This window comes from Streptomyces sp. NPDC002144 (assembly GCF_053593695.1).
On record NZ_JBSFDB010000014.1, the window covers coordinates 109,719 to 133,378 of the forward strand.

Genomic DNA, 23,660 nt, shown 5'->3' on the forward strand with positions numbered 1-23,660 from the left:
GGATCTCGGTTACCTCTCAGTAGAGATGACGTTTGCTTTCCCGAGGTACACGATGGGGAACGGTGCAGGCACACCGAAAAGCAGCTCAAAAGCAGCCCTCAGCAGCCCACAGCAGCCCTCTGACAGGTAAGGAACAGCGTGGCTTCCGGATCCGATCGCAACCCGATCATCATTGGCGGCCTTCCGAGTCAGGTTCCTGACTTCGACCCCGAGGAGACCCAGGAGTGGCTCGACTCCCTCGACGCCGCCGTCGACGAGCGCGGCCGTGAGCGGGCCCGCTATCTGATGCTGCGGCTGATCGAGCGGGCCCGCGAGAAGCGCGTGGCCGTGCCCGAGATGCGCAGCACGGACTATGTGAACACGATCCCGACCAAGGCCGAGCCGTTCTTCCCGGGCAACGAGGAGATCGAGCGGAAGGTCCTGAACGCGACCCGCTGGAACGCCGCGGTGATGGTCTCCCGCGCCCAGCGTCCCGGCATCGGGGTCGGCGGCCACATCGCCACGTTCGCCTCCTCCGCGTCCCTCTACGACGTCGGCTTCAACCACTTCTTCCGGGGCAAGGACGACGGCCTCGGCGGCGACCAGGTCTTCTTCCAGGGCCACGCCTCCCCCGGCATCTACGCGCGCGCGTACCTGCTCGACCGGCTCAGCGAGGAGCAGCTGGACGGCTTCCGCCAGGAGAAGTCGAAGGCCCCCAACGGCCTGTCCTCCTACCCGCACCCGCGCTCGATGCCGGACTTCTGGGAGTTCCCGACGGTGTCGATGGGCCTCGGCCCGATCGGCGCGATCTACCAGGCGCGGATGAACCGCTACATGCACGCGCGCGGGATCGCCGACACGTCGAAGTCGCAGGTGTGGGCGTTCCTCGGCGACGGCGAGATGGACGAGCCCGAGTCGCTCGGCCAGCTGTCCATCGCCGCCCGCGAGGGCCTGGACAACCTGACCTTCGTCGTCAACTGCAACCTGCAGCGCCTCGACGGCCCGGTGCGCGGCAACGGCAAGATCATCCAGGAGCTGGAGTCGGTCTTCCGGGGCGCCGGCTGGAACGTCATCAAGCTGATCTGGGACCGCTCCTGGGACCCGCTGCTGGCCCAGGACCGCGACGGCATCCTCGTCAACAAGATGAACACCACGCCGGACGGCCAGTTCCAGACGTACGCCACCGAGTCAGGCGCGTACATCCGCGAGCACTTCTTCGGCGACGACCAGCGGCTGCGCGCGATGGTCGAGAACATGACCGACGACCAGATCCTGCACCTGGGGCGCGGCGGTCACGACCACCGTAAGATCTACGCGGCGTTCAAGGCGGCCACCGAGCACAAGGGCCAGCCCACGGTCATCCTCGCCAAGACCATCAAGGGCTGGACGCTGGGCCCCAACTTCGAGGGCCGCAACGCCACGCACCAGATGAAGAAGCTGACGGTCGACGACCTCAAGCGCTTCCGCGACCGGCTGCACCTGCCGATCTCCGACAAGGAGCTGGAGTCCGGCGCGCCGCCGTACTACCACCCGGGCCGGAACTCGGAAGAGATCCAGTACATGCACGACCAGCGCAAGCAGTGCGGCGGGTACGTCCCGACGCGCGTCGTGCGCTCCAAGCCGCTCGCGCTGCCGGACGACAAGACGTACGCGACGGTGAAGAAGGGCTCGGGCCAGCAGTCGATCGCGACGACCATGGCCTTCGTCCGTCTCCTCAAGGACCTCATGCGGGACAAGGAGCTCGGGCGTCGCTTCGTGCTGATCGCGCCGGACGAGTACCGCACGTTCGGCATGGACTCCTTCTTCCCGAGCGCGAAGATCTACAACCCGCTCGGCCAGCAGTACGAGGCGGTGGACCGCGATCTGCTGCTCGCGTACAAGGAGTCGCCGACGGGCCAGATGCTGCACGACGGCATCTCCGAGGCCGGCTGCACCGCCTCCCTCATCGCGGCGGGCTCGGCCTACGCGACGCACGGCGAGCCGCTGATCCCGGTCTACGTCTTCTACTCGATGTTCGGTTTCCAGCGCACCGGTGACCAGTTCTGGCAGATGGCCGACCAGTTGGCGCGTGGATTCGTCCTCGGCGCGACCGCGGGGCGTACGACCCTGACCGGTGAGGGTCTGCAGCACGCGGACGGCCACTCCCAGCTGCTCGCCTCGACGAACCCCGCCTGCGTCGCCTACGACCCGGCGTACTCGTACGAGATCGCGCACATCGTGCAGGACGGTCTGCGGCGGATGTACGGCGGGTCCGAGGAGCATCCGCACGGCGAGGACGTCTTCTACTACCTCACCGTCTACAACGAGCCCATCCAGCACCCGGCCGAGCCGGCGGACGTGGACGTCGAGGGCATCCTCAAGGGCATCCACCGGCTCTCCGAGGGCACCTCCGGGTCGATCCCGGCGCAGGTCATCGCGTCCGGTGTGGCCGTCCCGTGGGCGGTGGAGGCGCAGCGGATCCTCGCCGAGGAGTGGAACGTCAAGGCGGACGTCTGGTCGGCCACCTCCTGGAACGAGCTGCGGCGCGAGGCCGTGGCGGTGGAGGAGCACAACCTGCTGCACCCCGAGGAGGAGCAGCGGACGCCGTACGTCACGCAGAAGCTGTCGGGGGCGCAGGGGCCGTTCGTGGCGGTGTCGGACTGGATGCGGTCGGTGCCGGACCAGATCGCACGGTGGGTGCCGGGGACGTACCAGTCGCTGGGGGCCGACGGGTTCGGCTTCGCGGACACGCGGGGTGCGGCGCGCCGGTTCTTCCACATCGACGCGCAGTCGATCGTGGTGGCGGTGCTGACGGAGCTGGCGCGGGAGGGGAAGGTGGACCGGTCGGTGCTGAAGCAGGCGATCGACCGGTATCAGCTGCTGGACGCGTCGGCCGCGGATCCGGGGGCGGCGGGCGGCGACGCGTAGCCGTGGCCGCGGGCCGATGAGCCGAAGGGCGGCGGGACTGTGGTCCCGCCGCCCTTCACTGTTTCCTTACGATGCGGGCATGGAGCAAGAAACGGCGCAGGCGCGCTGGGAGCACCTCACCCAACGGCCGCTGCTGGGGCTGGCCGTGGTGTTCGCCGTCGCGTATGCCGTGCCGATCGTGGACCACTCGGCGGGGCATGCGCTGACGGAGTTGTGCACGCTGGTCGAGTGGGTGGTGTGGGGGGCCTTCGCCGCGGACTATGTGACGCGGCTGGCTCTCGCCCGGCGCCGCAAGGAGTTCGTGCGCCGGCACTGGATAGATCTGTGCGCGGTCGTGCTGCCGATCCTCCAGCCGCTGCGGCTGCTGCGGATGGTCGCGACGCTGATGCTGGTGGGGCGGCGGGCGCGGATGGCCAACCAGATCAGGCTGACGACGTACGTCGGCGGGGCGGTCGTGGGGCTGCTGATGTTCGGCTCGCTGGCCGTGCTGTCGGTCGAGCGGGACTCACCGGACGGGAACATCCGGACGCTGGGTGACGCGCTGTGGTGGTCGTTCACGACGATGACGACCGTGGGGTACGGCGACCACGCCCCGACCACCGGCCTGGGCCGCATGATCGCCGTCGGTCTGATGCTGTCCGGCATCGCGCTGCTGGGTGTGGTGACCGCGAACATCGCCGCCTGGTTCCTGGCCCGCTTCGAGAAGGACGACGCGGAAGAACAACGCCAGACCCAGGCCATCGAGTCCCTCACAGAAGAAGTCCGAGCCCTCAGAGCCGAGGTCGCAGCCCTCCGCGAACTCTCGGGCAGACCGTGACAGGAGCGTCCCCGCGGCTTGAGGACCCCAGCCCGACCCGGCGCTTGGGGACAGACCCCCGTCCTCGCAGGGCTGCGACGGCGCGACCGCCCACCCGGGCCACGGAGTTGAGCCCGATCCCCGGCACAAAGAAGCCGACGACCGCGCAGACGCCGATCTTTCGGGCCCCGGCGACGAGTTCGTGACCACCCCCGGCGGCCTCACGCCCGCGCATGAGGCGGGCCCCCGGTCCATCCACCGGGGGCCCTTCCCTCACCTTGCCCCGGGTCAGAACAAGCCGTTGCCCGGGGTGGCCGCCCCTGCCAACCACACGATGGCCAGGAGCGTGTCAATGGCGCCCAGTACGAAGGCGACCAGGGCCGGAAGCGAGCGACTGCCCGCCCAACTGCGGCCCATGGCGAGCCAACCACAGACGATCGCCACGGGGCCGAGGATGATCCCCAGCACGAAGAACCCTGCGACCGCGCAGATACTGACCTCTCTGGGGACACCCCCAGACCCCCGGCGATGATTCCGAGCGTCGCGCGATCCGGCCCGGTCCGTGACCACCTCCGGCCGCCTCCCCCGCCCATGAGGCGGGCCCCCGGTCCATCCACCGGGGGCCCTTCCCTCACCTTGCCCCGGGTCAGAACAAGCCGTTGCCCGGGGTGGCCGCCCCTGCCAACCACACGATGGCCAGGAGCGTGTCAATGGCGCCCAGTACGAAGGCGACCAGGGCCGGAAGCGAGCGACTGCCCGCCCAACTGCGGCCCATGGCGAGCCAACCACAGACGATCGCCACGGGGCCGAGGATGATCCCCAGCACGAAGAACCCTGCGACCGCGCAGATGACTCCGATGATTCCGAGCGTCGCGCGATCCGGCCCGGTCCGTGACCACGTCCGGCTACGTGACCGGGGGTACCTGCGCGTTCCGTGTCCGAAGCCCGCCATCATCAACTCCCTGAACCCCGGGGTCTGTTCGGGGTTCAAACATGCGGGTACCCCCGGATCGGCGATTAATCATCGGACTGCCGGCGCGCTGTCCCCCTCCGGCAGCGCGCCGCAGCACCGGTCCGCCCTCTCCGGAGGGCATGACCCACTGTGACCTGCGGCGCACACCGGAAGCGAGGGATCTTTAGCCGCTTCACCCTGATAGGGGAAGTTCCTCGAAGTCCCGTCAGATGTGGCCCACTCCGGCGCCCGCGTCCGCGTTGGCGCCCCGCTTGGTGAGCAGGGCGACGAAGACCGCGACCACCGCGACACCGCAGGCCACGAGGGACGCCAGGCTCATCCCGGAGATGAAGGTGTCGTGCGCGACGTCCGTGATCTTCGCGACGATCGCCTCCGGCGTGCCCTTGGCCACCGGCGCCACACCGACCTGGACCGCCTCGGAGGCCTGGTCCAGCTGGGCCGGGGTGAGCGGGGGGAGACCGGCGTCCTTCCAGTTGCCCGCGAGGTCGCCGTCGACCTTGGAGGCCATGACGGCACCCAGCACCGCCGTCCCGAGGCTGCCGCCGATCTGCATCGCGGCCTGCTGCAGACCACCGGCGACACCCGACAGCTCCATGGGCGCGTTGCCGACGATGACCTCCGTCGCGCCGACCATGACCGGCGCGAGACCGAGGCCGAGCAGGGCGAACCAGAGGGACATCACGGCGCTGCCGGTGTCGGTCTGCAGCGTCGACATGCCGTACATGGCGATCGCGGTGGCCGCCATACCGCCGGCCAGCGGGATCCGCGGGCCCAGCTTGGTGATCAGCGCGCCCGCCAGCGGCGAGCCGACGATCATCATCCCGGTGAGCGGGAGCAGATGGAGACCGGCGTCGATCGGCTTCATGCCGTGCACGTTCTGCAGGTAGAACGTCACGAAGAACAGCCCGCCCATGAACGCGATGGCCATCAGGACCATCAGGACGACGCCCGCGGAGAGCGGGACCGAGCGGAACAGGCCGAGCGGGATCAGCGGCTCCTTGACCTTCGTCTCCCAGAACGAGAAGAGAGCGAAGCCGAGGAGGGAGGCGGCTATGAACGTCCAGGTCTTGCCGTCGCCCCAGCCCCAGGTCGGCGCCTTGATCAGGGCCCAGACCAGGCAGAACATGGCGCCGGAGAGCAGCGCGATGCCGAGGATGTCGAAGGAGCGCGGCGCGTTCTCCGCGCGGTGGTCGAGCAGGATCAGCAGGCCAAGCACCAGTGCGACGGCACCGACCGGCACGTTGATGAAGAACACCGACTGCCAGTTGACGTGCTCGACGAGCACTCCGCCGAGGATCGGACCGCCGGCGGTGGAGGCGCCGATGACCATGCCCCAGATGCCGATGGCCATGTTGAGCTTCTCGGCCGGGAAGGTGGCCCGCAGCAGGCCGAGCGCGGCCGGCATCAGCAGCGCGCCGAACAGGCCCTGCAGCACACGGAAGCTGACGACCGCGGCGATGCTGTTCGACAGGCCGATGGCGCCCGAGGCGGCGGCGAAGCCGGTCACGCCGATCAGGAAGGTCTGGCGGTGCCCGAAGCGGTCACCGAGCTTGCCCGCGGTGATCAGGGAGACCGCGAGGGCGAGGAAGTAGCCGTTGGTGATCCACTGGACGTCGGCGAAGCTCGCGCCGAGGTCCTTCTGGATGGCGGGGTTGGCGATGGCCACGATGGTGCCGTCCAGGGCCACCATCATGACGCCGACCGCGACCGTGATGAGAGTGAACCAGGGATGGCCGCGGAGTCCGGACGAGGACGGCGACCCGTCCGACGGGACCTCCGGCGCGTCGCCCCCCGACCCCGTCGTGTCGATGGTCTGACTAGTCATGCGTTCGAGGCTAATGGCAGCCACTGACAGTTGACGAATCAAATCAGAAGTCGGTAACTGACACTCATGGAAACACTGCGCGAACGCAAGAAGCAGCGCACTCGGGACGCCCTGCTGCGGGCCGCCGTCGAACTGTTCACGACCCGCGGCTACGAGGGCACCACCGTCGACGACATCGCCGAGGCGGTCGACGTGTCGCAGCGCACCTTCTTCCGGTACTTCGCCGGCAAGGAGGAGGCCGCGCTCGCCCTCCAGGAACTGGTGGTGACGCGGTTCGTCGAGGCGGTCCGCGAGCGGCCGGCCGGCGAGGCGCCGATGGAGGCGCTGCGGCGGTCGGTGCTGGAGGGCTGGGGGACCCTGCACGAGGTGATCGAGGCCGTCGTACCGGTGGAGCTGTACCTGCGTCTGTACCGGGTCGTCGAGTCGACGCCGGTGCTGCTGGCCGCGCATCTGCGCCGCAACGAGGAGATCGAGGAGACTCTCGCGCGGGTGCTCGCCGAGCGGGAGGGCGTGGACGTGGACACCGATCCGCGGCCGCGGCTGGCGGTGGCGGTGTTCGGCGGAGTGATGCGGGTGACGGAGCGGCAGTGGGTGGCCCGCGGGGACTTCGGCCTGGAGGAGATGCGCGCGTTGACGGTGTCCTACCTCGAACAGGTGGGCGAGGCACTCACCGCGAACTGGCGGGCACACTGAGACACGATCAGGTGGTCGTGCGTTTATCGAAACGTGATACCTGTCACTCGGCTCACGCGAGACCCTCTCGTTCTCCTAGTGTGTCCTCCCAGTGACTTCCTTCGACACCTCCCCGCAACTGAACGTCTGGCGCGCACTGCTGGCCCTGTCCGTGGTCTTCGTGATGCTGGCGACCACCGGCTGGACCGCTCTGCGCAGCCACGGCGTGACGACCCCCCTGCAGGCCTCGCTCTCCTCGTGGGAACACGGACGCCTGCACGGCCACCGGCTGCCGGACCCCGGCGCGACCCCCGCGCGGCTGTCCCGGTTCTTCGCCGCGCTCACCGCCCAGGAGCGCACCGTCCTCGCCCGCCGCTATCCGCTCGCGGTCGGCAACATGAACGGCGCGCCCGTCGCCCTGCGCTACGAGGCCAACCACCTCGCGCTCGGCCGGCAGCGCAAGGTGGAGCTGAAGCGCATGCACGACCCGCGCCTGACGCCCGCCGGGCAGCAGGAGGCGGGCCGCCGTATGCACCGCTACGAGCAGCTGATGAGCCGCGGCCGGCAGATCCTCGCCTTCGATCCGGAGGCCTCCGGACGCGTCGCCGAGGTGATGGGCGACCTGCAGCGCGCCCAGCGCGTGTCGGTCGTCGTCCCCGGCGTCGACACCGACCTGCTCACCTTCCAGAAGACCTACCGCCCGTACTCGGCGCCGGTCGGCATGGCCAAGTCGCTGTACGCGGCTGAGCAGGCGGCGAGCCCCGGCACGCGTACGGCCGTGATCGCCTGGGCCGACTACACGGCGCCCGCCGGACTCGGCATCGAGTCGGCGACGGGCGTGCGCGCGGCACAGGGCGCGCTTCGGCTGAACGCCCTGCTGCGGGCCCTGCCCGGCCGCGCGCCGGTGTCGCTGTTCTGCCACAGCTACGGCTCGGTGGTGTGCGGGGTCGCCGCGCACTTGCTGCCGCGTCGGGTGGCCGACATAGCGGTGGCCGGAAGCCCCGGGATGCGGGTGGAGAAGGCCGCGCACCTGCACACCTCCGCCCGGGTGTGGGCGATGCGGGACGCCTCGGACTGGATCCAGGACGTGCCGTACCTGGAGCTCGGCGGCCTGGGGCACGGGGCGGACCCGGTGTCGTCCTCGTTCGGGTCGCGGGTGCTGTCGGCGCAGCGCGCCAAGGGGCACGCGGGCTATTTCGAGCCCGGCACGGACAGCCTGCTGAACTTCGCGGAGATCGGCGTTGGCGCGTACCGCTCGGTGCGGTGTGCGCACGATGACGGGGCGTGCCGCGCGGGTTTGTCCGGCGCGGCGGCGGCCCAACGCGCGTAGCACCGCAGAAACTGCGGTCTGCGCGGGGTGGCGACGAAGGAACGGTTCGTGCATACGATGAGCCGCATGGGTGACGTACTGGCCGGATTTCATGCCGCCTGGGAGTTCGAGTCCGACTCCGTGCTCATCCGTTACGAGCGGGGCCTGCGAACACCGAAGCTCTTCCAGGCGCTGGGGGAACGGCGGATCCCGCTGGAGGCGGTGTCGGGTGTGACGCTGGCCCCGGGCAGACGGGGCACGGTGGTGCTGCGGGCCGAGCTGCGAGCCGGCGCCGACCCGCTGCTGGAGGCGGCGGCCGGGCAGCTGAAGGAAGGGTGCGACCCGTACCGGCTGGTGCTGCCCAGCGAGCGCGAGACCCTCGCCGAGTACTACGCCGACGAGCTGAAATCCGCGCTGGGCGGCGGTGACGAGCCCGCCGACCGTTTCCTGGTGGCCGCTCCCGAGGCGCCGCGGCAGTTCAAGGCGTACGACGCGAAGGCGTCCTTCGACGGCAAGACCGTGAACTTCCGGTGGTTCTGGACGGGCGCGTCGTCGGCGAAGTGGAAGGCGGGCGACCAGAGCTTTCCGGTCACCGCGCTGGGCGGGGTCGAGTGGCGCTCCCCCGAGGTCTTCGAAGGTCATCTGCGGCTGCTGCGGCGGGACGGGGCCGAGGCGCCCGCGCAGCCCGACCAGGATCCGGCGGCCGTGGTGTTCGGTCTGGGATACGGGCCGGTGCACGAGTCGCTGCCGTTCGCGGCGGCCGTCCTGGCGGCGATCCGCAGCTGCGGGCCGCCGCCGTCGGTGCCGGCCCGCCGGGACCCCGCCGACATCGCGGAGCGCATCCGTCACCTGGGCGAGCTGCATCAGGCGGGCCTGGTGACGGACGCGGAGTTCTCCACGAAGAAGGCCGAACTGCTGGCGGAGCTCTGAGCTACTCCCGGCCGGCGGAGGTGAACGTCATGTCCGCGTACCGGTCGCCCGCCACCTTCGCCGCTATCGGCTCCAGCAGGGACAGCTCGTCCTCGGTCAGCGCGATGGTCGCCGCTCGCGCGTTCTCCTCCACGCGGCCCGGCTTGCGGGTGCCCGGGATGGGGATCACGGGCAGGCCGTGCACCGCCGCCTGCTGCTGGACCCAGGCGAGCGCCACCTGCCCGAGCGACACGCCGTGGGCCTCGGCCACCGTGCGGATCGGCTCCAGCAGAGCGGCGTTGGCGGCCGCGTTCTCACCGGTGAAGCGGGGCTGCTGACGACGGAAGTCGTCGGCGGTCAACTGCGTGTCGGGGTTGGTGAACGCCCCGGTGAGGAAGCCGCGGCCGAGCGGGGAGTACGGCACCAGGGCCACGCCCAGTTCGCGGGCGGCGGGCACCACCTGGGCCTCGATGTCCCGGCTGAACAGGGACCACTCCGACTGCACGGCCGCGATCGGGTGCACGGCGTGGGCGGTGCGCAGTTCCTGAGCGGTGACCTCGCTGAGCCCGAGGTGCTTCACCTTGCCCTCGCGCACCAGCTCCGCCATGGTGCCGACGCTCTCCTCGATCGGCACGTTCACATCGCGCCGGTGCATGTAGTAGAGGTCGATGACGTCGACGTCCAGACGCTTCAGGCTCGCCTCGACGGCCTGGCGGATGTACGGCGGGTCGTTGCGGATGATCCGCCGGGTGGGGTCGTCCGGCGGGATCGACAGGGCGAACTTGGTCGCGATGACGACCTGGTCGCGGTTGGCCTGGAAGAACGGCGAGAGGAACCTCTCGTTCTCGCCCTGGCCGTAGGCGTCCGCCGTGTCGTACAGCGTGACGCCCAGCTCCAGGGCCCGCTCCAGGGTGGCGCGCGACTCCTTCGCGTCGGAGGGGCCGTAGGCGAAGCTCATGCCCATGCAGCCGAGGCCCTGGACACCGACCTCGATGCCGCTTCCGCCCAGAGGTGCGGTCGGGATCCTGCCGTCGGTCATCGAACCTTCTCCCCCTCGTAGGCACGGGCGCGCTCCGCGTCCGCATAGAAGCTGATCTTCCGGTCCAGCACCGCGAGCGTGTCCTGCAGCTCCGCGATCCGGGCCAGTACGTCGCGCCGGGTCGCCTCCAGCAGCTCGAACCGCTCGCCGTAGGTGTGGTCGCCCTCGCGCACCAGCTCGGCGTAGCGGACCATGTCGGCGACCGGCATTCCGGTCAGCCGGAGCTTGCCCACGAGGTCGAGCCAGTCGAGGTCGCGGTTGCTGTACCGGCGCTGGCCGGTGTGGGAACGGTCGACGTGCGGCATCAGGCCGATGCGCTCGTACCAGCGCAGGGTGTGCGCGGTCAGCCCGGTGAAGGCGACGACCTCGCTGATGGTGTAGCTGTCCTGGCCTTGCGGGCGCCGGTGCGGATGGGGCGGCGCGGCGCAACTGTCGGTCCTGGTAGGGGTGGTCTCCATCACCGTCATGGCCTCAACGCTATGGCCTTGGAGTGCACTCCAAGCAAGCGGAATCGGTAAGAAACAGGCCCTCAGCCTGACCCCACGAGAAGTAGGAAGGGGAAGCGGCTTAGGCTCGTCGGCATGTCCTTGCAGAGCCTCGCGCTGATCGAAAACTGGCCGGTTCCCGTCGCCGCGGCGGGTGTGGTGCGGGCCGACGGGACGGTGCTGGGCACCCACGGCCCCGTCGACCGGCGTTTCCCGCTGGCCTCGGTGACCAAGCCGCTCACGGCGTACGCCGCGCTCGTCGCGTACGAGGAGGGCGCGATCGAGTTCGACGAGCCGGCCGGGCCGACCGGCTCGACCGTGCGTCATCTGCTCGCGCACACCTCGGGCCTCGCCTTCGACGAGCACCGGGTGACGGCCCCGCCCGGCGAGCGGCGGCTGTACTCCAACGCCGGTTTCGAGCAGCTGGGCGATCACATCGCCAAGGCCACGGACATCCCGTTCGCCGAGTACCTGCGACAGGCGGTGCTGGAGCCGCTGGGCATGACGTCCACCTCGCTGGAGGGCTCCCCGGCGAAGGACGGCGTCTCGACGGTGGCCGACCTCCTGCGCTTCGCCGCCGAGATCCAGGCCCCGCGCCTCCTCGACCCCCGCACGGTCGTGGAGGCGATGACCGTCCAGTACCCGGGCACCAAGGGCGTCCTGCCGGGCTACGGCCACCAGAACCCCAACGACTGGGGCCTCGGCTTCGAGATCCGCGACTCCAAGTCCCCCCACTGGACGGGCTCCTCGTCCTCCCCGCGCACCTTCGGCCACTTCGGCCAGTCCGGCACGTTCCTGTGGATCGACCCGGACGCGTCCGTGGCCTGCGCCGCCCTGACCGACCGCGCCTTCGGCCCGTGGGCGATCGAGGTGTGGCCGCCCTTCACGGATGCGGTGCTCGCGGAGGTGTGACGCCGGTCCCGGCAGTCCTCCGGGCGAGCACCTCCGAAGTGAGCCGCTCGATCGCGGGGCGCAGTGGGCGGGGCTCGCCGAGCGGACGCCAGTCCTCGACGGAGACGGGCACGCCCAGCGAGCGGATCCGGTCCGCGAGCGACCCGAAGGCCCCGTTGTCGCGCACGGCCGTGACGAAGACGACGGCGTCGCAGCCGGTCGCGGTGAGCCGTTCCAGGAACTCGGTCACGAACGCGGCCGGGTACTGCCTGGGGCAGGTGCGCGCGTACATCGAGAAGACGCCGATGCGCACGTCCCGGTCCGCCGAGACATGGACGACCAGTGGTTCGCCGATCCCCGCCTCGGGACGCGGTTCGACCAGCTCGCCCGGTTCCAGGTCGCCGGCCAGCCCGTCCCTGACGCGCGTTTCGAGCAGCAGCATCTCGATCAGTTCCAGCAAGGGCTCGTCCGAGTCGCCGTAGGCCGACTCGATGATCTCCCGCAGCCGCTGGGCCTCCCCCTCGGGCAGCCGTGCCGCCGTCCGGTTGACCGCCTCGTTGCGGCGCACCGCCAGGTGGAGTTCGAAGTCCCGCAGTTTCGCCCCGACGATCGGCATCCCGCTGACCGCGACCAGCAGGAACAGCGCGCCGGCGGCCAGCATGGCCACGCTCCCGGCCTGGTTGCCGCCCGTGAACACCGCGGCGACCCCGGCGGCGGCCAGCGCTCCGCCCACACCTCCCGCCGCCTGTCGCTGTCCTCTGGTCAGCGGGACCGGCTCGGAGTGGCGGCTCGCGTCGGCCTCGACCTGCGGTGCATCCCCCTCGGACATGGCGCCGATGATAGGTCAGACGACTTGCGGCGCAGGGGAGTTGGCAGGGATCAGCCGTTCATCTCCCACATCAGCAGCTCCGCCTCCGTCAGCCCGACCGCCTCCAGGTCCTTGGCGTCCGTCAGGCGGGCCGCGTCTCCCGCCGCCAGATCGTCCCCGCCGAGCCGTACGTCGCCGCGCACCACATGGACGTACACGAACGCGCCGTCCGGTACCGCCGTCCGCTCCCCCGGGACCAGGCGCCGTACGTGGAGCATCGCGCCCGCCTCCGGGACCGCGTACGGGGTGGAGTCGGCGATGCCGTGGACGATCTCGTACGACGGGTCGCCGCCGGGGTTCAGGGGGGCCAGCCACATCTGGACGAAGGTCAGGGGGGTGGGGCCGTCGTTGCGCTCCACGTGCCGTACCCCCGCCGCCGCGCTCAGCCGCTGCACGTCCCCGGGGCGGACGGTCGTCTCGTGGCCCTGGGAGTCGCGGTGGGTCAGCTCGCCCTCGACGACCCACGTGACGATCTCCGTGTGGCTGTGCGGGTGTTCGTCGAACCCGGCGCCGGGGGCCAGCCGCTCCTCGTTGCAGGCGATGACCGCGCCGAAGCGGAGGTTGTCGGGGTCGTAGTGCGGGCCGAAGGAGAAGGCGTGCCAGGACTCGATACCGGCCGCCGCGTCGCCCCCGGGATAGCGCTCCGCAGCGCGCCGTACGTCCATCACGTACCCCAAGGTAGCGGCGCGACGGGAGCCGTGCGGGACTCACCCGCAACCCTGCTCGGCACACTCCCGTCCGGATAAGGCAGTCTTGTCCCGTGCCCGAACCCGAAGCCAGCAAGCCCGAAGCCACCCGGTCCGACGTCCATCCGCACGCGGCGACCCTGAAGCGGCTGGAGAAGTCCTCCGGGAGCCTCGCCGCGCAGGCCATCGCGCGGATGGACGAGACGCTGCCGTGGTACCGGGCGATGCCCCCGGAGAACCGTTCCTGGATCGGGCTGGTCGCCCAGGCCGGTATCGCCGCCTTCACCGAGTGGTTCCGGTACCCCGACGCCCCGCAGGCCATCTCCACCGACGTGTTCGGGACGGCGCCGCGCGAGCTGACCCGGGCCATCACGCTGCGGCAGACCGTGGAGATGGTGCGCACGACCATCGAGGTCATGGAGTCCGCCATCGACGAGGTGGCGGCGCCCGGCGACGAGAGCGTGCTGCGCGAGGCCCTGCTCGTCTACGCCCGTGAGATCGCCTTCGCCACCGCCCAGGTCTACGCCCAGGCCGCCGAGGCACGCGGTGCCTGGGACGCCCGGCTGGAGTCGCTCGTCGTCAACGCGGTGCTCAGCGGGGAGGCCGACGAGGGGGCCGTGAGCAGGGCCGCCGCCCTCGGGTGGAACGCGCCCGAACATGTCTGCGTCGTGCTGGGGACCGCCCCCGACGGGGACTCCGAGCTGACCGTGGAGGCCATACGGCGCGCCGCCCGGCACGCCAAGCTCCAGGTGCTCACCGGGGTGCTCGGCGACCGGCTCGTCGTCATCGCCGGCGGCAGCGACAACCCGCTCGGCGTCGCCAAGTCGCTGATCGGCCCTTATGCGGCCGGACCCGTGGTCGCCGGACCCGTCGTACCGGACCTGCTGGCCGCCACCCGGTCCGCGCAGGCCGCCGCCGCCGGGCTCAAGGCGTGTTCCGCCTGGCAGGACGCGCCGCGCCCGGTACTGGCGGACGATCTGCTTCCGGAGCGCGCGATCGCCGGTGACCCGAGCGCCCGCGAGCAGTTGGTGGAGGAGATCTACAGACCGCTGGAGGAGGCCGGCTCGGCACTTCTGGAGACGCTCTCCGTCTACCTCGAACAGGCGTCCAGTCTCGAGGGCGCGGCCCGGATGCTCTTCGTTCACCCGAACACCGTGCGCTACCGGCTTCGACGTGTGACTGACGTCACCGGCTGGTCACCCTCTGATGTACGCTCCGCTTTCACCCTGCGCATCGCGCTGATCCTGGGGCGTCTGGCCGATGGGGATCTCCCCGCCTAGTCTTTTGTCGGGGCTCCACAAAACCCCTTCGTGTTCTTCGTCCTTGTCCCCACGGGCGGCCCGGGCCGCCCTCAAGAGAGAGTGTGAGAGTGCTCGTACTCGTCGCTCCCGGCCAGGGCGCCCAGACGCCCGGCTTCCTGACTCCCTGGCTCGAACTCCCCGGTGCCGCCGACCGTGTCGCCGCCTGGTCGAACGCCATCGGACTGGACCTCGCCCACTACGGCACACAGGCCGACGCGGACGCGATCCGGGACACGGCCGTGGCCCAGCCGCTCCTCGTCGCCGCCGGAATCCTCTCCGCCGCGGCACTCGGTGACATTCTTCCGAACGCCGTCGCCGGTCACTCCGTCGGTGAGATCACCGCCGCCTCCTTCGCCGGCGTCCTCGACGACACCGCCGCGCTCACCCTCGTCCGCAAGCGGGGTCTGGCCATGGCCGACGCCGCCGCGATCACCCAGACCGGGATGTCGGCACTGCTCGGCGGCGACCCCGAGGTGACCGTCCCGCACCTGGAGAAGCTGGGCCTGACCCCGGCGAACGTCAACGGCGCCGGCCAGATCGTCGCCGCGGGCACGCTGGAGCAGCTCGCCGCGCTGAACGAGGACAAGCCCGAGGGCGTCCGCAAGGTCGTCCCGCTGAAGGTCGCCGGCGCGTTCCACACGCACCACATGGCCCCGGCGGTCGACGCGCTGGCGAAGGCCGCCGCCGACCTCACCCCGGCCGACCCGAAGGTCACCTACGTCTCCAACAAGGACGGCCGGACCGTCGCCACCGGCGCCGAGGTGCTCGAGCGGCTGGTCGGCCAGGTCGCCAACCCGGTCCGCTGGGACCTGTGCATGGAGACCTTCCAGGAGCTCGGCGCCACCGCCCTGATCGAGGTCTCCCCGGGCGGCACGCTGGTCGGCCTCGCCAAGCGCGCGCTGCCGGGCGTGAAGACCCTCGCGCTCAAGACCCCCGACGACCTCGACGCGGCCCGCGCGCTCATCGCCGAGCACGCTTCAGCCTGACGCCCTAAGGAGCCGTACGAACATGTCGAAGATCAAGCCCAGCAAGGGCGCCCCGTACGCGCGCATCCTCGGCGTGGGCGGCTACCGTCCCACCCGTGTGGTGCCGAACGAGGTGATCCTCGAGACGATCGACTCCTCCGACGAGTGGATCCGTTCGCGCTCCGGCATCCAGACCCGGCACTGGGCGAACGACGAGGAGACCGTCGCCGCCATGTCGATCGAGGCGTCGGGGAAGGCGATCGCCGACGCCGGCATCTCCGCCGAGCAGATCGGCGGCGTGATCGTGTCGACGGTCTCGCACTTCAAGCAGACCCCGGCCGTGGCGACCGAGATCGCCGACAAGCTCGGCACCGACAAGGCCGCCGCCTTCGACATCTCGGCGGGCTGCGCGGGCTTCGGTTACGGCCTGACCCTCGCCAAGGGCATGATCGTCGAGGGCAGCGCGGAGTACGTCCTCGTCATCGGCGTGGAGCGGCTGTCCGACCTCACCGACCTGGAGGACCGGGCCACGGCCTTCCTGTTCGGCGACGGCGCGGGCGCGGTCGTGGTGGGCCCGGCCACCGAGCCCGGGATCGGCCCGACCGTCTGGGGCTCCGAGGGCGACAAGTCGGAGACCATCAAGCAGACCGTGCCGTGGACCGAGTACGACAGCACGGGCAAGTTCCCTGCGATCACGCAGGAGGGCCAGGCGGTGTTCCGCTGGGCCGTGTTCGAGATGGCGAAGGTCGCCCAGCAGGCGCTGGACGCGGCCGGAATCACCGCGAACGACCTGGACGTCTTCATTCCCCACCAGGCCAACGAGCGGATCATCGACTCGATGGTGAAGACGCTGAAACTGCCGGAGCACGTCACGGTCGCGCGTGACGTACGCACCACCGGCAACACCTCGGCCGCCTCGATTCCGCTCGCGATGGAGCGGCTTCTGGCGACCGGTGAGGCGAAGAGCGGCGACACCGCGCTCGTCATCGGCTTCGGGGCGGGTCTCGTCTACGCCGCGACTGTCGTTACCCTCCCCTAGGCACTGCGTGCCGGATCACGAACGGTCCGGGCACGCAGAGCACTGCCAAACCCTCTGGATCACATAGAAGGAGCGCCTGACATGGCCGCCACTCAGGAAGAGATCGTCGCCGGTCTCGCCGACATCGTGAACGAGATCGCCGGCATCCCGGTTGAGGACGTCCAGCTGGACAAGTCCTTCACCGACGACCTGGACGTCGACTCGCTGTCCATGGTCGAGGTCGTCGTCGCCGCCGAAGAGCGCTTCGACGTCAAGATCCCGGACGAGGACGTCAAGAACCTCAAGACCGTCGGCGACGCGACCGACTACATCCTCAAGCACCAGGCCTGAGCCCTGCTCGGGCCGGGCGCTGACCGGCCCCGCCACCCGGCGGTGGCGCCGCTTAATCCTCGTAATTGGAGAAAGAATTCCCGTGAGCTCGACCAATCGCACCGTGGTCGTCACCGGTATCGGCGCAACCACACCGCTGGGTGGCGACGCAGCCTCTACCTGGGAGGGCCTGATCGCCGGCAAGTCCGGTGTGAAGCCCCTGGAGCAGGAGTGGGCCGCCGACCAGGCGGTCCGCATCGCCGCGCCCGTCGCGGTGGAACCGACCGAGGTCATCCCGCGCCCGCAGGCCCGCCGCCTGGACCGCTCCGCGCAGTTCGCGCTGGTCGCGGCCAAGGAGGCCTGGGCTGACGCCGGTTTCGAGGGCAAGGCCGGTGAGGACCCGAAGGTCGATCCGGACCGCCTCGGCGCCGTCATCGCCTCCGGCATCGGCGGGGTGACGACCCTCCTCGACCAGTACGACGTGCTGAAGGAGAAGGGCGTCCGCCGTGTCTCCCCGCACACCGTGCCCATGCTGATGCCCAACGGCCCCTCGGCCAACGTGGGTCTGCTGGTGGGCGCCCGGGCGGGCGTGCACACGCCGGTCTCCGCGTGCGCCTCCGGTGCCGAGGCCATCGGCTACGCCATCGAGATGATCCGCACGGGCCGCGCCGACGTCGTCGTCGCCGGTGGCACCGAGGCGGCCATCCACCCGCTGCCCATCGCCGCGTTCGGCAACATGATGGCGATGTCCAAGAACAACGAGAACCCCGAGGGCGCCTCGCGTCCCTACGACGTCGCGCGGGACGGTTTCGTCCTCGGCGAGGGCGCCGGTGTGATCGTCCTGGAGTCCGCCGAGCACGCCGCCGCGCGCGGTGCCCGGGTGTACGCCGAGGCGGTCGGACAGGGCATCTCCGCCGACAGCCACGACATCGTGCAGCCCGAGCCGGAGGGGCGGGGCATCTCGCACGCCCTGCAGAACCTGCTGGAGCGCACCGACCTGGACCCGGCGGAGATCGTGCACGTCAACGCGCACGCCACCTCGACGCCCGCCGGTGACATCGCCGAGCTCAAGGCCCTGCGCAAGGTGTTCGGCGACGACGCGGACCACATGGCGGTCTCCGCGACCAAGTCGATGACCGGTCACCTGCTGGGCGGCGCCGGCGGTGTGGAGACGGTCGCCACCGTCCTCGCGCTGTACCACCGGGTCGCCCCGCCGACCATCAACGTCGAGAACCTCGACCCGGAGGCGGAGGCCAACGCCGACGTCGTCCGCGGCGAGGCCCGCAAACTGCCCGTGGAGGGCCGTGTCGCCGCGCTGAACGACTCGTTCGGCTTCGGCGGGCACAACGTGGTCCTGGCGTTCCGGACGGTCTGAGAACCGCCCGTACGCCGGCCCCCGCACAACCGAAGGGCCCTCACCGTCTGGTGAGGGCCCTTCGGCTTCGGTACGGGGGCTCAGACCACCTGGTGGAGCCACCGCACGGGCGCGCCCTCGCCCGCGTACCGGAACGGCTCCAGCTCGTCGTCCCACGGCTTGCCCAGCAGCTTGGCGATCTCGGCCTCCAGGTCGGTCTCGTCGCGCTGGGACCGGGTCAGGGCGGCGCGCAGCCGGTCCTCCGGGATCAGGATGTCGCCGTGGATGCCGGTGACGGCGTGGAAGATGCCCAGCTCCGGGGTGCAGCTGTAGCGCTCGCCCTCGGCGGTGGGGCAGGGCTCGGCCGTGACCTCGAAGCGCAGCAGGTGCCAGCCGCGCAGCGCCGACGCCAGCTTGGAGGCGGTGCCGGCCTCGCCCTTCCAGGAGAACTCCGAGCGCCAGGTGCCCGGCGCGGCCGGCTGCCGGATCCAGTCGAGGTTGACGCGTGCGCCGAGCACCCCGGCCACGGCCCACTCGACGTGCGGGCACAGCGCGCGCGGCGCGGAGTGCACGTACAGAACTCCACGTGTCGTCACCGGGACCTCCGGGCAGAGCGGGACATCTTGCGAACTGGCGGACGGTTGTGGCCGGGGCCACGTTTGATGGCGAGGCTACCGTGCGGCGGCGCAAGGAGTGTGACGTACCGTCGGTCCCGATGCGCCGAAACGCCCGCCATTCACCCGGCAGGACGCTTGTACGGGTGCGATCCGTTGCAGGCCGCGGGGTTCGGGAACTCCCGCGCGTTGTCATGAGGGGGAGCTCCCTGTACGTCGACCGAGGGGAACAGCAGCGGATGCGGAAGCCGAGCCACCGTTCACGGGCCGCGCTCGCCGTCACGGCGGCGGCCGTTCTGGGCGTCGCCGGCTGCGACGCCGTCGGTGGCGACACGACCGCACCCACGCACCGTCCGAGTCCGACGCCGTCCTGGGACGTCAGCCCCAGCTCCATCGCGGCCGTCGGCGACTCCATCACCCGTGGTTTCGACGCGTGCACGGTGCTGTCGGACTGCCCCGAGGTGTCCTGGGCGACCGGCACGGACACCAAGGTCGACAGTCTCGCCGTCCGGCTGCTGGGCAGGGCGCAGGCGGCCGAGCGGAGCTGGAACTACGCGGTGACCGGGGCCCGGATGGCGGACCTGCCCGGGCAGATCGCGCAGGCGGTGGTGAAGCGGCCGCAGTTGGTGACGGTGATGGTGGGCGCCAACGACGCCTGCCGCGGCTCGACGTCGTCGATGACCCCGGTGGCCGACTTCCGGGCCGGCTTCCAGGACGCGCTGACCTCGCTGCGCAGGCAACTGCCGAGGGCCCAGGTGTACGTGGCGAGCGTGCCGAACCTGAAGCGGCTGTGGTCCGAGGGCCGCACCAACGCGCTGGGCAAGCAGATCTGGAAGCTCGGCATCTGCCCCTCGATGCTGGGTGACGCGGACGCGCTGGACTCGGCCGCGACCCTGCGCCGGGACACCGTGCAAAAGCGCGTGGAGGACTACAACAAGGTGCTGAAGGAGGTGTGCGCCAAGGACCGCCGCTGCCGCTTCGACCAGAACGCGGTGTACGACTACCGGTTCGGCACCGACCAGCTGAGCCACTGGGACTGGTTCCACCCCAGTGTGAACGGACAGGCCCGACTGGCGGAGATCGCCTACCGCACGGTCACCGCGAAAGGACGCCTGGCAGGCACGTGACTTAGGGTTTTGCTCATGAGCGATCACTTCGGCACACTTCCCGACGGCACCCCGGTCCACCGCTGGACCCTGGAGCGGGCCGGAGTGCGGGTGCGGATCCTGTCGTACGGCGGGATCGTGCAGTCGGTGGAGATCCCGGACCGCACCGGCCACCGGGCGAACGTGGTGCTGGGGTTCGCCGACCTGGACGGCTATCTCGGCTGCCCCGGCCCGTACTTCGGCGCCCTGATCGGCCGGTACGCCAACCGGATCGCGGGCGCCCGCTTCCCGCTGGACGGGGTGACCTACGCCCTGGAGCCCAACAACGCGCCCAACTCCCTGCACGGCGGCGAGCACGGCTTCGACAAACGCGTGTGGGACGCCCTGCCGGTGGAGCACGGGGTGCGGCTCACCCGGGTCAGCCCGCACGGCGAGGAGGGCTTCCCGGGCCGGCTGGAGGTCTCGGCGACGTACACGCTGGAAGCGGACGGCTCGCTGCGGATCGGGTACGAGGCGGTGACGGACGCACCGACCATCGTGAACCTGACGAACCACTCGTACTGGAACCTGGCCGGCTCCGGCAGCGCGTCCGGCCACGAACTGCGCATCGACGCCTCCCGCTACACCCCGGTCGACGCCGATCTGATCCCGACCGGTGAGCTCGCGGACGTGACCGGCACACGGTTCGACTTCCGGCAGGCTCGGAAGGTCGGCCCCGGCTACGACCACAACTTCGTGCTCGTCGGCGGAGTGACGCAGACCCCGCGCGAGGTCGCCGAGCTGCACGACCCGGCGTCCGGCCGCGTCCTGACCGTGAGGACGACCGAACCGGGCCTCCAGCTCTACACCGCCGACCATCTGCCCGAGCCCTTCACCCCGGGTGACGGCGTCGCCCTGGAGACCCAGCACTTCCCCGACTCGCCGAACCGCCCGGACTTCCCGAGCACGGTGCTGCGCCCGGGCGGGGTGTTCCGCTCGGAGACGGCGTACGGCTTCGGGGTGCGCTGACCGCACGGGTGAGCCCCGGCCCAGGTGTCAGGTCCCGGGCCGGGGCTGTCCGTGGGGAGACTTGTCCCGGCTCAGACGTTAATCGTCGCGGTGAGGCGGCGGTCCGTGATCGAGCGGCTGACCTGGATCTCGTACGAACCCTTCACAAAGGACCACGAGCCGCTCGCCTCGTCCCACACCTCGAAGGCGCGGCGGGGCAGCGTGACGACCGCCTCGGCGCTCTCGCCGGGTCCGGCCTCGACGCCCGCGAAGCCGGCCAGACACCGGGCCGGGCGCTCGGGGCCGGGTTCGGCCGGGGCCAGGTAGACCTGTACGACCTCCCGTCCCGCGCGCCCGCCGGTGTTCCTGACCCGGACCCGCACCGCGCTGTCGCCCTCGACCTGCACCGACTCATAGCTCCACTCGGTGTAGCCGAGACCGTGGCCGAAGGGGTACGAGGGGGTGCGGCCCTCCTTCTCCCAGGCGCGGTAGCCGATGAACACGTCCTCGGTGTACGGCAGTTCGCCGTTCTCGGGGACCACCTGGGTGACCGGGGCGTCGGCCAGGGAGCCCCAGGTGGTGGGCAGCCGGCCGCCGGGCTCGTGGGCGCCGGTGAGGACGTCCGCGAGGGCCGCGCCGCCCTCCTGGCCCGGGAACCAGCTCAGCAGTACGGCGGCGGCCTCCTCGCGCCAGGGCAGTTCGACCGGGGAGCCGGAGTTGACGACGACGACGGTGTTGGGGTTGGCGGCGGCGACGGCGCGGACCAGGTCGTCCTGGCGGCCGGGCAGCGCGAGGTCCTTGCGGTCGAAGCCCTCCGACTCCACACGGTCGGTGGTGGCGACCACCACCACGGCCGTGTCGGCGGCGCGCGCGGCCTCGACGGCCTCGGCGATCAGCTCGTCCGGGTCGCGCCGCGGCTCCTGGTGGGCGAGCGCGAAGGCGACGACCTTGAAGGGGGTCCCCTCGGGGAGCGCGATCACGTGGTGGAGGGAGACCTCGACCGGTTCGCCCGCGGTCAGTTCGACCTCGGCGCGGGGCACGGGCGCGCCGAAGAACGCCTCGAAGGGGTCGCTGTCGTCGGCGGGGCGCTGGACGTCGTCGTAGTACGTGGTGCCGGCGACGGTGAGGGTGAAGGGGCCGGTGCCCTTGATCCCGAAGGTGTGCGTCCCCGAGTCGCGGGGGGTGAAGGTGCCGGTCAGCTCCACGGTGTGGAGGTTGTCGTGGGTGACGCCCTCGGGGAGGTCGGTGCCCATCCACTGGATCTGGCCGCTGGGGGTGCCGCGGGTGCCGATGACCTCGCCGGCCGCGTCCCGGCACACCGCACGCAGCTCGAAGCCCCGGTCGGCGACGGCCAGTTCGGTGTTCGGGTCGGCGCCGACGGCGTAGCTGAGGCTGCCCTCGGGGAGGGCGGCGGTGAGGCCGTCGAGCGGGGAGACGATCCGGTCCGGGAAGACGGTGGCCGAACCGCCGCCCAGGACACGGGCGTCGCGGGCGGCGGCGCCGATGAGGGCGACGGTGCCGGGCCGGAGCGGGAGGGCGTCGTTCTCGTTGCGGACCAGGACGAAGGAGCGGCGGGCGATCTCGCGGGCCAGCGCCTCGCCGTCCACGGTCGCGGGCGGTTCGGTCACGGCGGGCTCGGCGGACTCCAGGGCGCCGACGCGTGCGGCGAGCCGCAGGACGTTGCGGACGGCCGCGTCGACCGTGGCCTCCTCGACCTCGCCGTCCCGCACGGCCTGGGCGAGCGCGGGGCCGTAGACGGTCTGCGGGCCGGGCATGGCCACGTCCAGACCGCCCTTGATGGCGGCGGCCGTCGAGCGGGCGGCCATCCAGTCGGAGACGTTGTAGCCGTCGAAGCCCCACTCGCCGCGCAGCACGCCGTTCACCAGACGGGCGTGCTCGGTCATCGTCGTGCCGTTGACCGTGTTGTAGGCGGTCATGACGCCCCAGGGGCGGGCCTCGGCGACGATGATCTCGAAGGGCGCCAGGTACAGCTCACGCAGCGCCCGCTCGCTCACCAGGTTGTTGACGGTGAAGCGGTCGGTCTCGGCGTCGTTGGCGACGAAGTGCTTGACGGTGGTGCCCACGCCGCCGGACTGGACGCCGCTGACATAGCCGGCGCCGATGCGTCCGGTCAGGTACGGGTCCTCGCTGTAGGCCTCGAAGTGCCGTCCGCCGAGCGGGGACCGGTGGAGGTTGACGGTCGGCGCGAGCAGCACGTGCACGCCCTTGCGCCGGGCCTCCTGGGCGAGCAGCGTGCCGGCGCGGCGCGCGAGAGCCGGGTCCCAGGTGGCGGCGAGGGCGGTCGGGGAGGGCAGGGCGATGGAGGGGTCGTCGGCACTCCAGCGCACGCCTCGCACGCCGATCGGGCCGTCGGACATGACGAGAGACTTCAGCCCGATCTCCGGCAGCGCAGGCAGCGACCACACGTCCTGCCCGGACAGCAGGCGGGCCTTCGCGTCCAGGTCCAGCTTGCCCAGCGCCGCCTCGACGGCGGCCTCGCGCGCCCGGTCGGCCGGAGAGGTGTCTGCGGTTCCCGCCATCGGGGTCTCCTCATCGGGTCAGGTCGTCGTCCTGTGGGCCATCGTGCACCCGTTACCTGTAACGCGGTAGGTTTCGTTATGGTGCCGTAATATGAACCCCACGGCA

At 71.0% G+C, this 23,660-nt stretch carries 21 protein-coding genes and 1 pseudogene; 13 read left to right on the plus strand and 9 right to left on the minus strand.

Annotated features, from left to right (window positions below):
- The first annotated feature begins 138 nt into the window (after nt 1-138).
- On the plus strand, nt 139-2,886 hold the full coding sequence (gene aceE / locus ACWCQ1_RS22340) for a pyruvate dehydrogenase (acetyl-transferring), homodimeric type (RefSeq protein WP_358593551.1): 2,748 nt from the start codon (nt 139-141) through the stop codon (nt 2,884-2,886).
- A gap of 79 nt (nt 2,887-2,965) precedes the next feature.
- On the plus strand, nt 2,966-3,703 hold the full coding sequence (locus tag ACWCQ1_RS22345) for a potassium channel family protein (RefSeq protein WP_358593550.1): 738 nt from the start codon (nt 2,966-2,968) through the stop codon (nt 3,701-3,703).
- A gap of 267 nt (nt 3,704-3,970) precedes the next feature.
- Here the strand turns inward: ACWCQ1_RS22345 and ACWCQ1_RS22350 are convergent.
- The 3 genes and pseudogenes from ACWCQ1_RS22350 to ACWCQ1_RS22360 form a co-directional block, all read right to left on the minus strand.
- Nucleotides 3,971-4,275, minus strand: a pseudogene (locus tag ACWCQ1_RS22350) (small hydrophobic protein).
- A gap of 53 nt (nt 4,276-4,328) precedes the next feature.
- A complete protein-coding gene (locus ACWCQ1_RS22355; protein WP_133041252.1) occupies nt 4,329-4,637 on the minus strand; it encodes a small hydrophobic protein in 309 nt (102 codons plus the stop codon).
- Nucleotides 4,638-4,860: 223 nt separating this feature from the next.
- On the minus strand, nt 4,861-6,480 hold the full coding sequence (locus tag ACWCQ1_RS22360; RefSeq protein WP_358593549.1) for an MFS transporter: 1,620 nt from the start codon (nt 6,478-6,480) through the stop codon (nt 4,861-4,863).
- A 66-nt stretch (nt 6,481-6,546) separates the two neighbouring features.
- On the opposite strand from ACWCQ1_RS22360, the gene ACWCQ1_RS22365 reads away from it, so the two are divergent.
- The 3 genes from ACWCQ1_RS22365 (at nt 6,547) to ACWCQ1_RS22375 (ending at nt 9,391) form a co-directional block, all read left to right on the plus strand.
- Nucleotides 6,547-7,173 (plus strand): TetR/AcrR family transcriptional regulator, encoded by a 627-nt coding sequence (locus ACWCQ1_RS22365; RefSeq protein ID WP_133041250.1) that lies wholly within the window; start codon nt 6,547-6,549, stop codon nt 7,171-7,173.
- Between the two features lie 91 nt (nt 7,174-7,264).
- Nucleotides 7,265-8,482 carry an alpha/beta hydrolase gene (locus ACWCQ1_RS22370; protein ID WP_358593548.1) on the plus strand — a complete coding sequence of 406 codons (1,218 nt, stop codon included), beginning with the start codon at nt 7,265-7,267 and terminating at the stop codon, nt 8,480-8,482.
- A 57-nt stretch (nt 8,483-8,539) separates the two neighbouring features.
- Nucleotides 8,540-9,391 (plus strand): DUF4429 domain-containing protein, encoded by an 852-nt coding sequence (locus tag ACWCQ1_RS22375; RefSeq protein ID WP_133041512.1) that lies wholly within the window; start codon nt 8,540-8,542, stop codon nt 9,389-9,391.
- 1 nt (nt 9,392) lies between these two features.
- Here the strand turns inward: ACWCQ1_RS22375 and ACWCQ1_RS22380 are convergent, their stop codons facing one another.
- Together ACWCQ1_RS22380 and ACWCQ1_RS22385 are read right to left on the minus strand one after the other, a co-directional pair.
- Complete coding sequence (locus tag ACWCQ1_RS22380) at nt 9,393-10,409, minus strand: aldo/keto reductase (protein ID WP_358593547.1); 1,017 nt, start codon at nt 10,407-10,409, stop codon at nt 9,393-9,395.
- Nucleotides 10,406-10,876, minus strand: a complete 471-nt coding sequence (locus ACWCQ1_RS22385; protein WP_165954718.1) for a MerR family transcriptional regulator — start codon at nt 10,874-10,876, stop codon at nt 10,406-10,408. The genes ACWCQ1_RS22380 and ACWCQ1_RS22385 overlap by 4 nt, the downstream gene beginning before the upstream one ends.
- A 114-nt stretch (nt 10,877-10,990) precedes the next feature.
- Between ACWCQ1_RS22385 and ACWCQ1_RS22390 the strand changes: the two genes are divergently transcribed.
- On the plus strand, nt 10,991-11,806 hold the full coding sequence (locus tag ACWCQ1_RS22390) for a serine hydrolase domain-containing protein (RefSeq protein ID WP_133041247.1): 816 nt from the start codon (nt 10,991-10,993) through the stop codon (nt 11,804-11,806).
- Here ACWCQ1_RS22390 and ACWCQ1_RS22395 read toward each other — a convergent pair.
- Nucleotides 11,778-12,614 (minus strand): hypothetical protein, encoded by an 837-nt coding sequence (locus ACWCQ1_RS22395; protein WP_451027195.1) that lies wholly within the window; start codon nt 12,612-12,614, stop codon nt 11,778-11,780. The genes ACWCQ1_RS22390 and ACWCQ1_RS22395 overlap by 29 nt on opposite strands.
- Before the next feature lie 50 nt (nt 12,615-12,664).
- Nucleotides 12,665-13,318: a pirin family protein gene (locus ACWCQ1_RS22400; protein WP_451027234.1), complete on the minus strand. Its 654-nt coding sequence runs from the start codon at nt 13,316-13,318 to the stop codon at nt 12,665-12,667.
- 95 nt (nt 13,319-13,413) lie between these two features.
- Between ACWCQ1_RS22400 and fasR the strand changes: the two genes are divergently transcribed.
- From fasR to fabF, 5 genes are all read left to right on the plus strand, one after another.
- Nucleotides 13,414-14,619 carry a fatty acid biosynthesis transcriptional regulator FasR gene (gene fasR / locus ACWCQ1_RS22405; protein ID WP_133041245.1) on the plus strand — a complete coding sequence of 402 codons (1,206 nt, stop codon included), beginning with the start codon at nt 13,414-13,416 and terminating at the stop codon, nt 14,617-14,619.
- Between the two features lie 89 nt (nt 14,620-14,708).
- Nucleotides 14,709-15,626, plus strand: a complete 918-nt coding sequence (locus ACWCQ1_RS22410) for an ACP S-malonyltransferase (RefSeq protein ID WP_451027196.1) — start codon at nt 14,709-14,711, stop codon at nt 15,624-15,626.
- 22 nt (nt 15,627-15,648) lie between these two features.
- Nucleotides 15,649-16,644, plus strand: coding sequence for a ketoacyl-ACP synthase III (locus ACWCQ1_RS22415; protein WP_133041243.1), 996 nt, complete (start codon nt 15,649-15,651; stop codon nt 16,642-16,644).
- An 81-nt stretch (nt 16,645-16,725) separates the two neighbouring features.
- Complete coding sequence (locus tag ACWCQ1_RS22420) at nt 16,726-16,974, plus strand: acyl carrier protein (RefSeq protein ID WP_015660680.1); 249 nt, start codon at nt 16,726-16,728, stop codon at nt 16,972-16,974.
- Between the two features lie 82 nt (nt 16,975-17,056).
- Entirely contained in the window at nt 17,057-18,328 is a 1,272-nt protein-coding gene (fabF, locus tag ACWCQ1_RS22425; protein WP_133041242.1) for a beta-ketoacyl-ACP synthase II, read from the plus strand.
- An 80-nt stretch (nt 18,329-18,408) separates the two neighbouring features.
- Here fabF and ACWCQ1_RS22430 read toward each other — a convergent pair whose 3' ends face one another.
- Nucleotides 18,409-18,903, minus strand: coding sequence for a DUF3145 domain-containing protein (locus tag ACWCQ1_RS22430; RefSeq protein WP_133041241.1), 495 nt, complete (start codon nt 18,901-18,903; stop codon nt 18,409-18,411).
- Nucleotides 18,904-19,160: 257 nt separating this feature from the next.
- Between ACWCQ1_RS22430 and ACWCQ1_RS22435 the strand changes: the two genes are divergently transcribed.
- Complete coding sequence (locus tag ACWCQ1_RS22435) at nt 19,161-20,048, plus strand: SGNH/GDSL hydrolase family protein (protein ID WP_358593687.1); 888 nt, start codon at nt 19,161-19,163, stop codon at nt 20,046-20,048.
- A 15-nt stretch (nt 20,049-20,063) separates the two neighbouring features.
- On the plus strand, nt 20,064-21,035 hold the full coding sequence (locus ACWCQ1_RS22440; protein WP_358593544.1) for an aldose epimerase family protein: 972 nt from the start codon (nt 20,064-20,066) through the stop codon (nt 21,033-21,035).
- 71 nt (nt 21,036-21,106) lie between these two features.
- On the opposite strand, the gene ACWCQ1_RS22445 is transcribed toward ACWCQ1_RS22440, so the two are convergent.
- Nucleotides 21,107-23,554, minus strand: a complete 2,448-nt coding sequence (locus ACWCQ1_RS22445) for a beta-glucosidase family protein (RefSeq protein ID WP_358593543.1) — start codon at nt 23,552-23,554, stop codon at nt 21,107-21,109.
- Between the last annotated feature and the right edge of the window lie 106 nt (nt 23,555-23,660).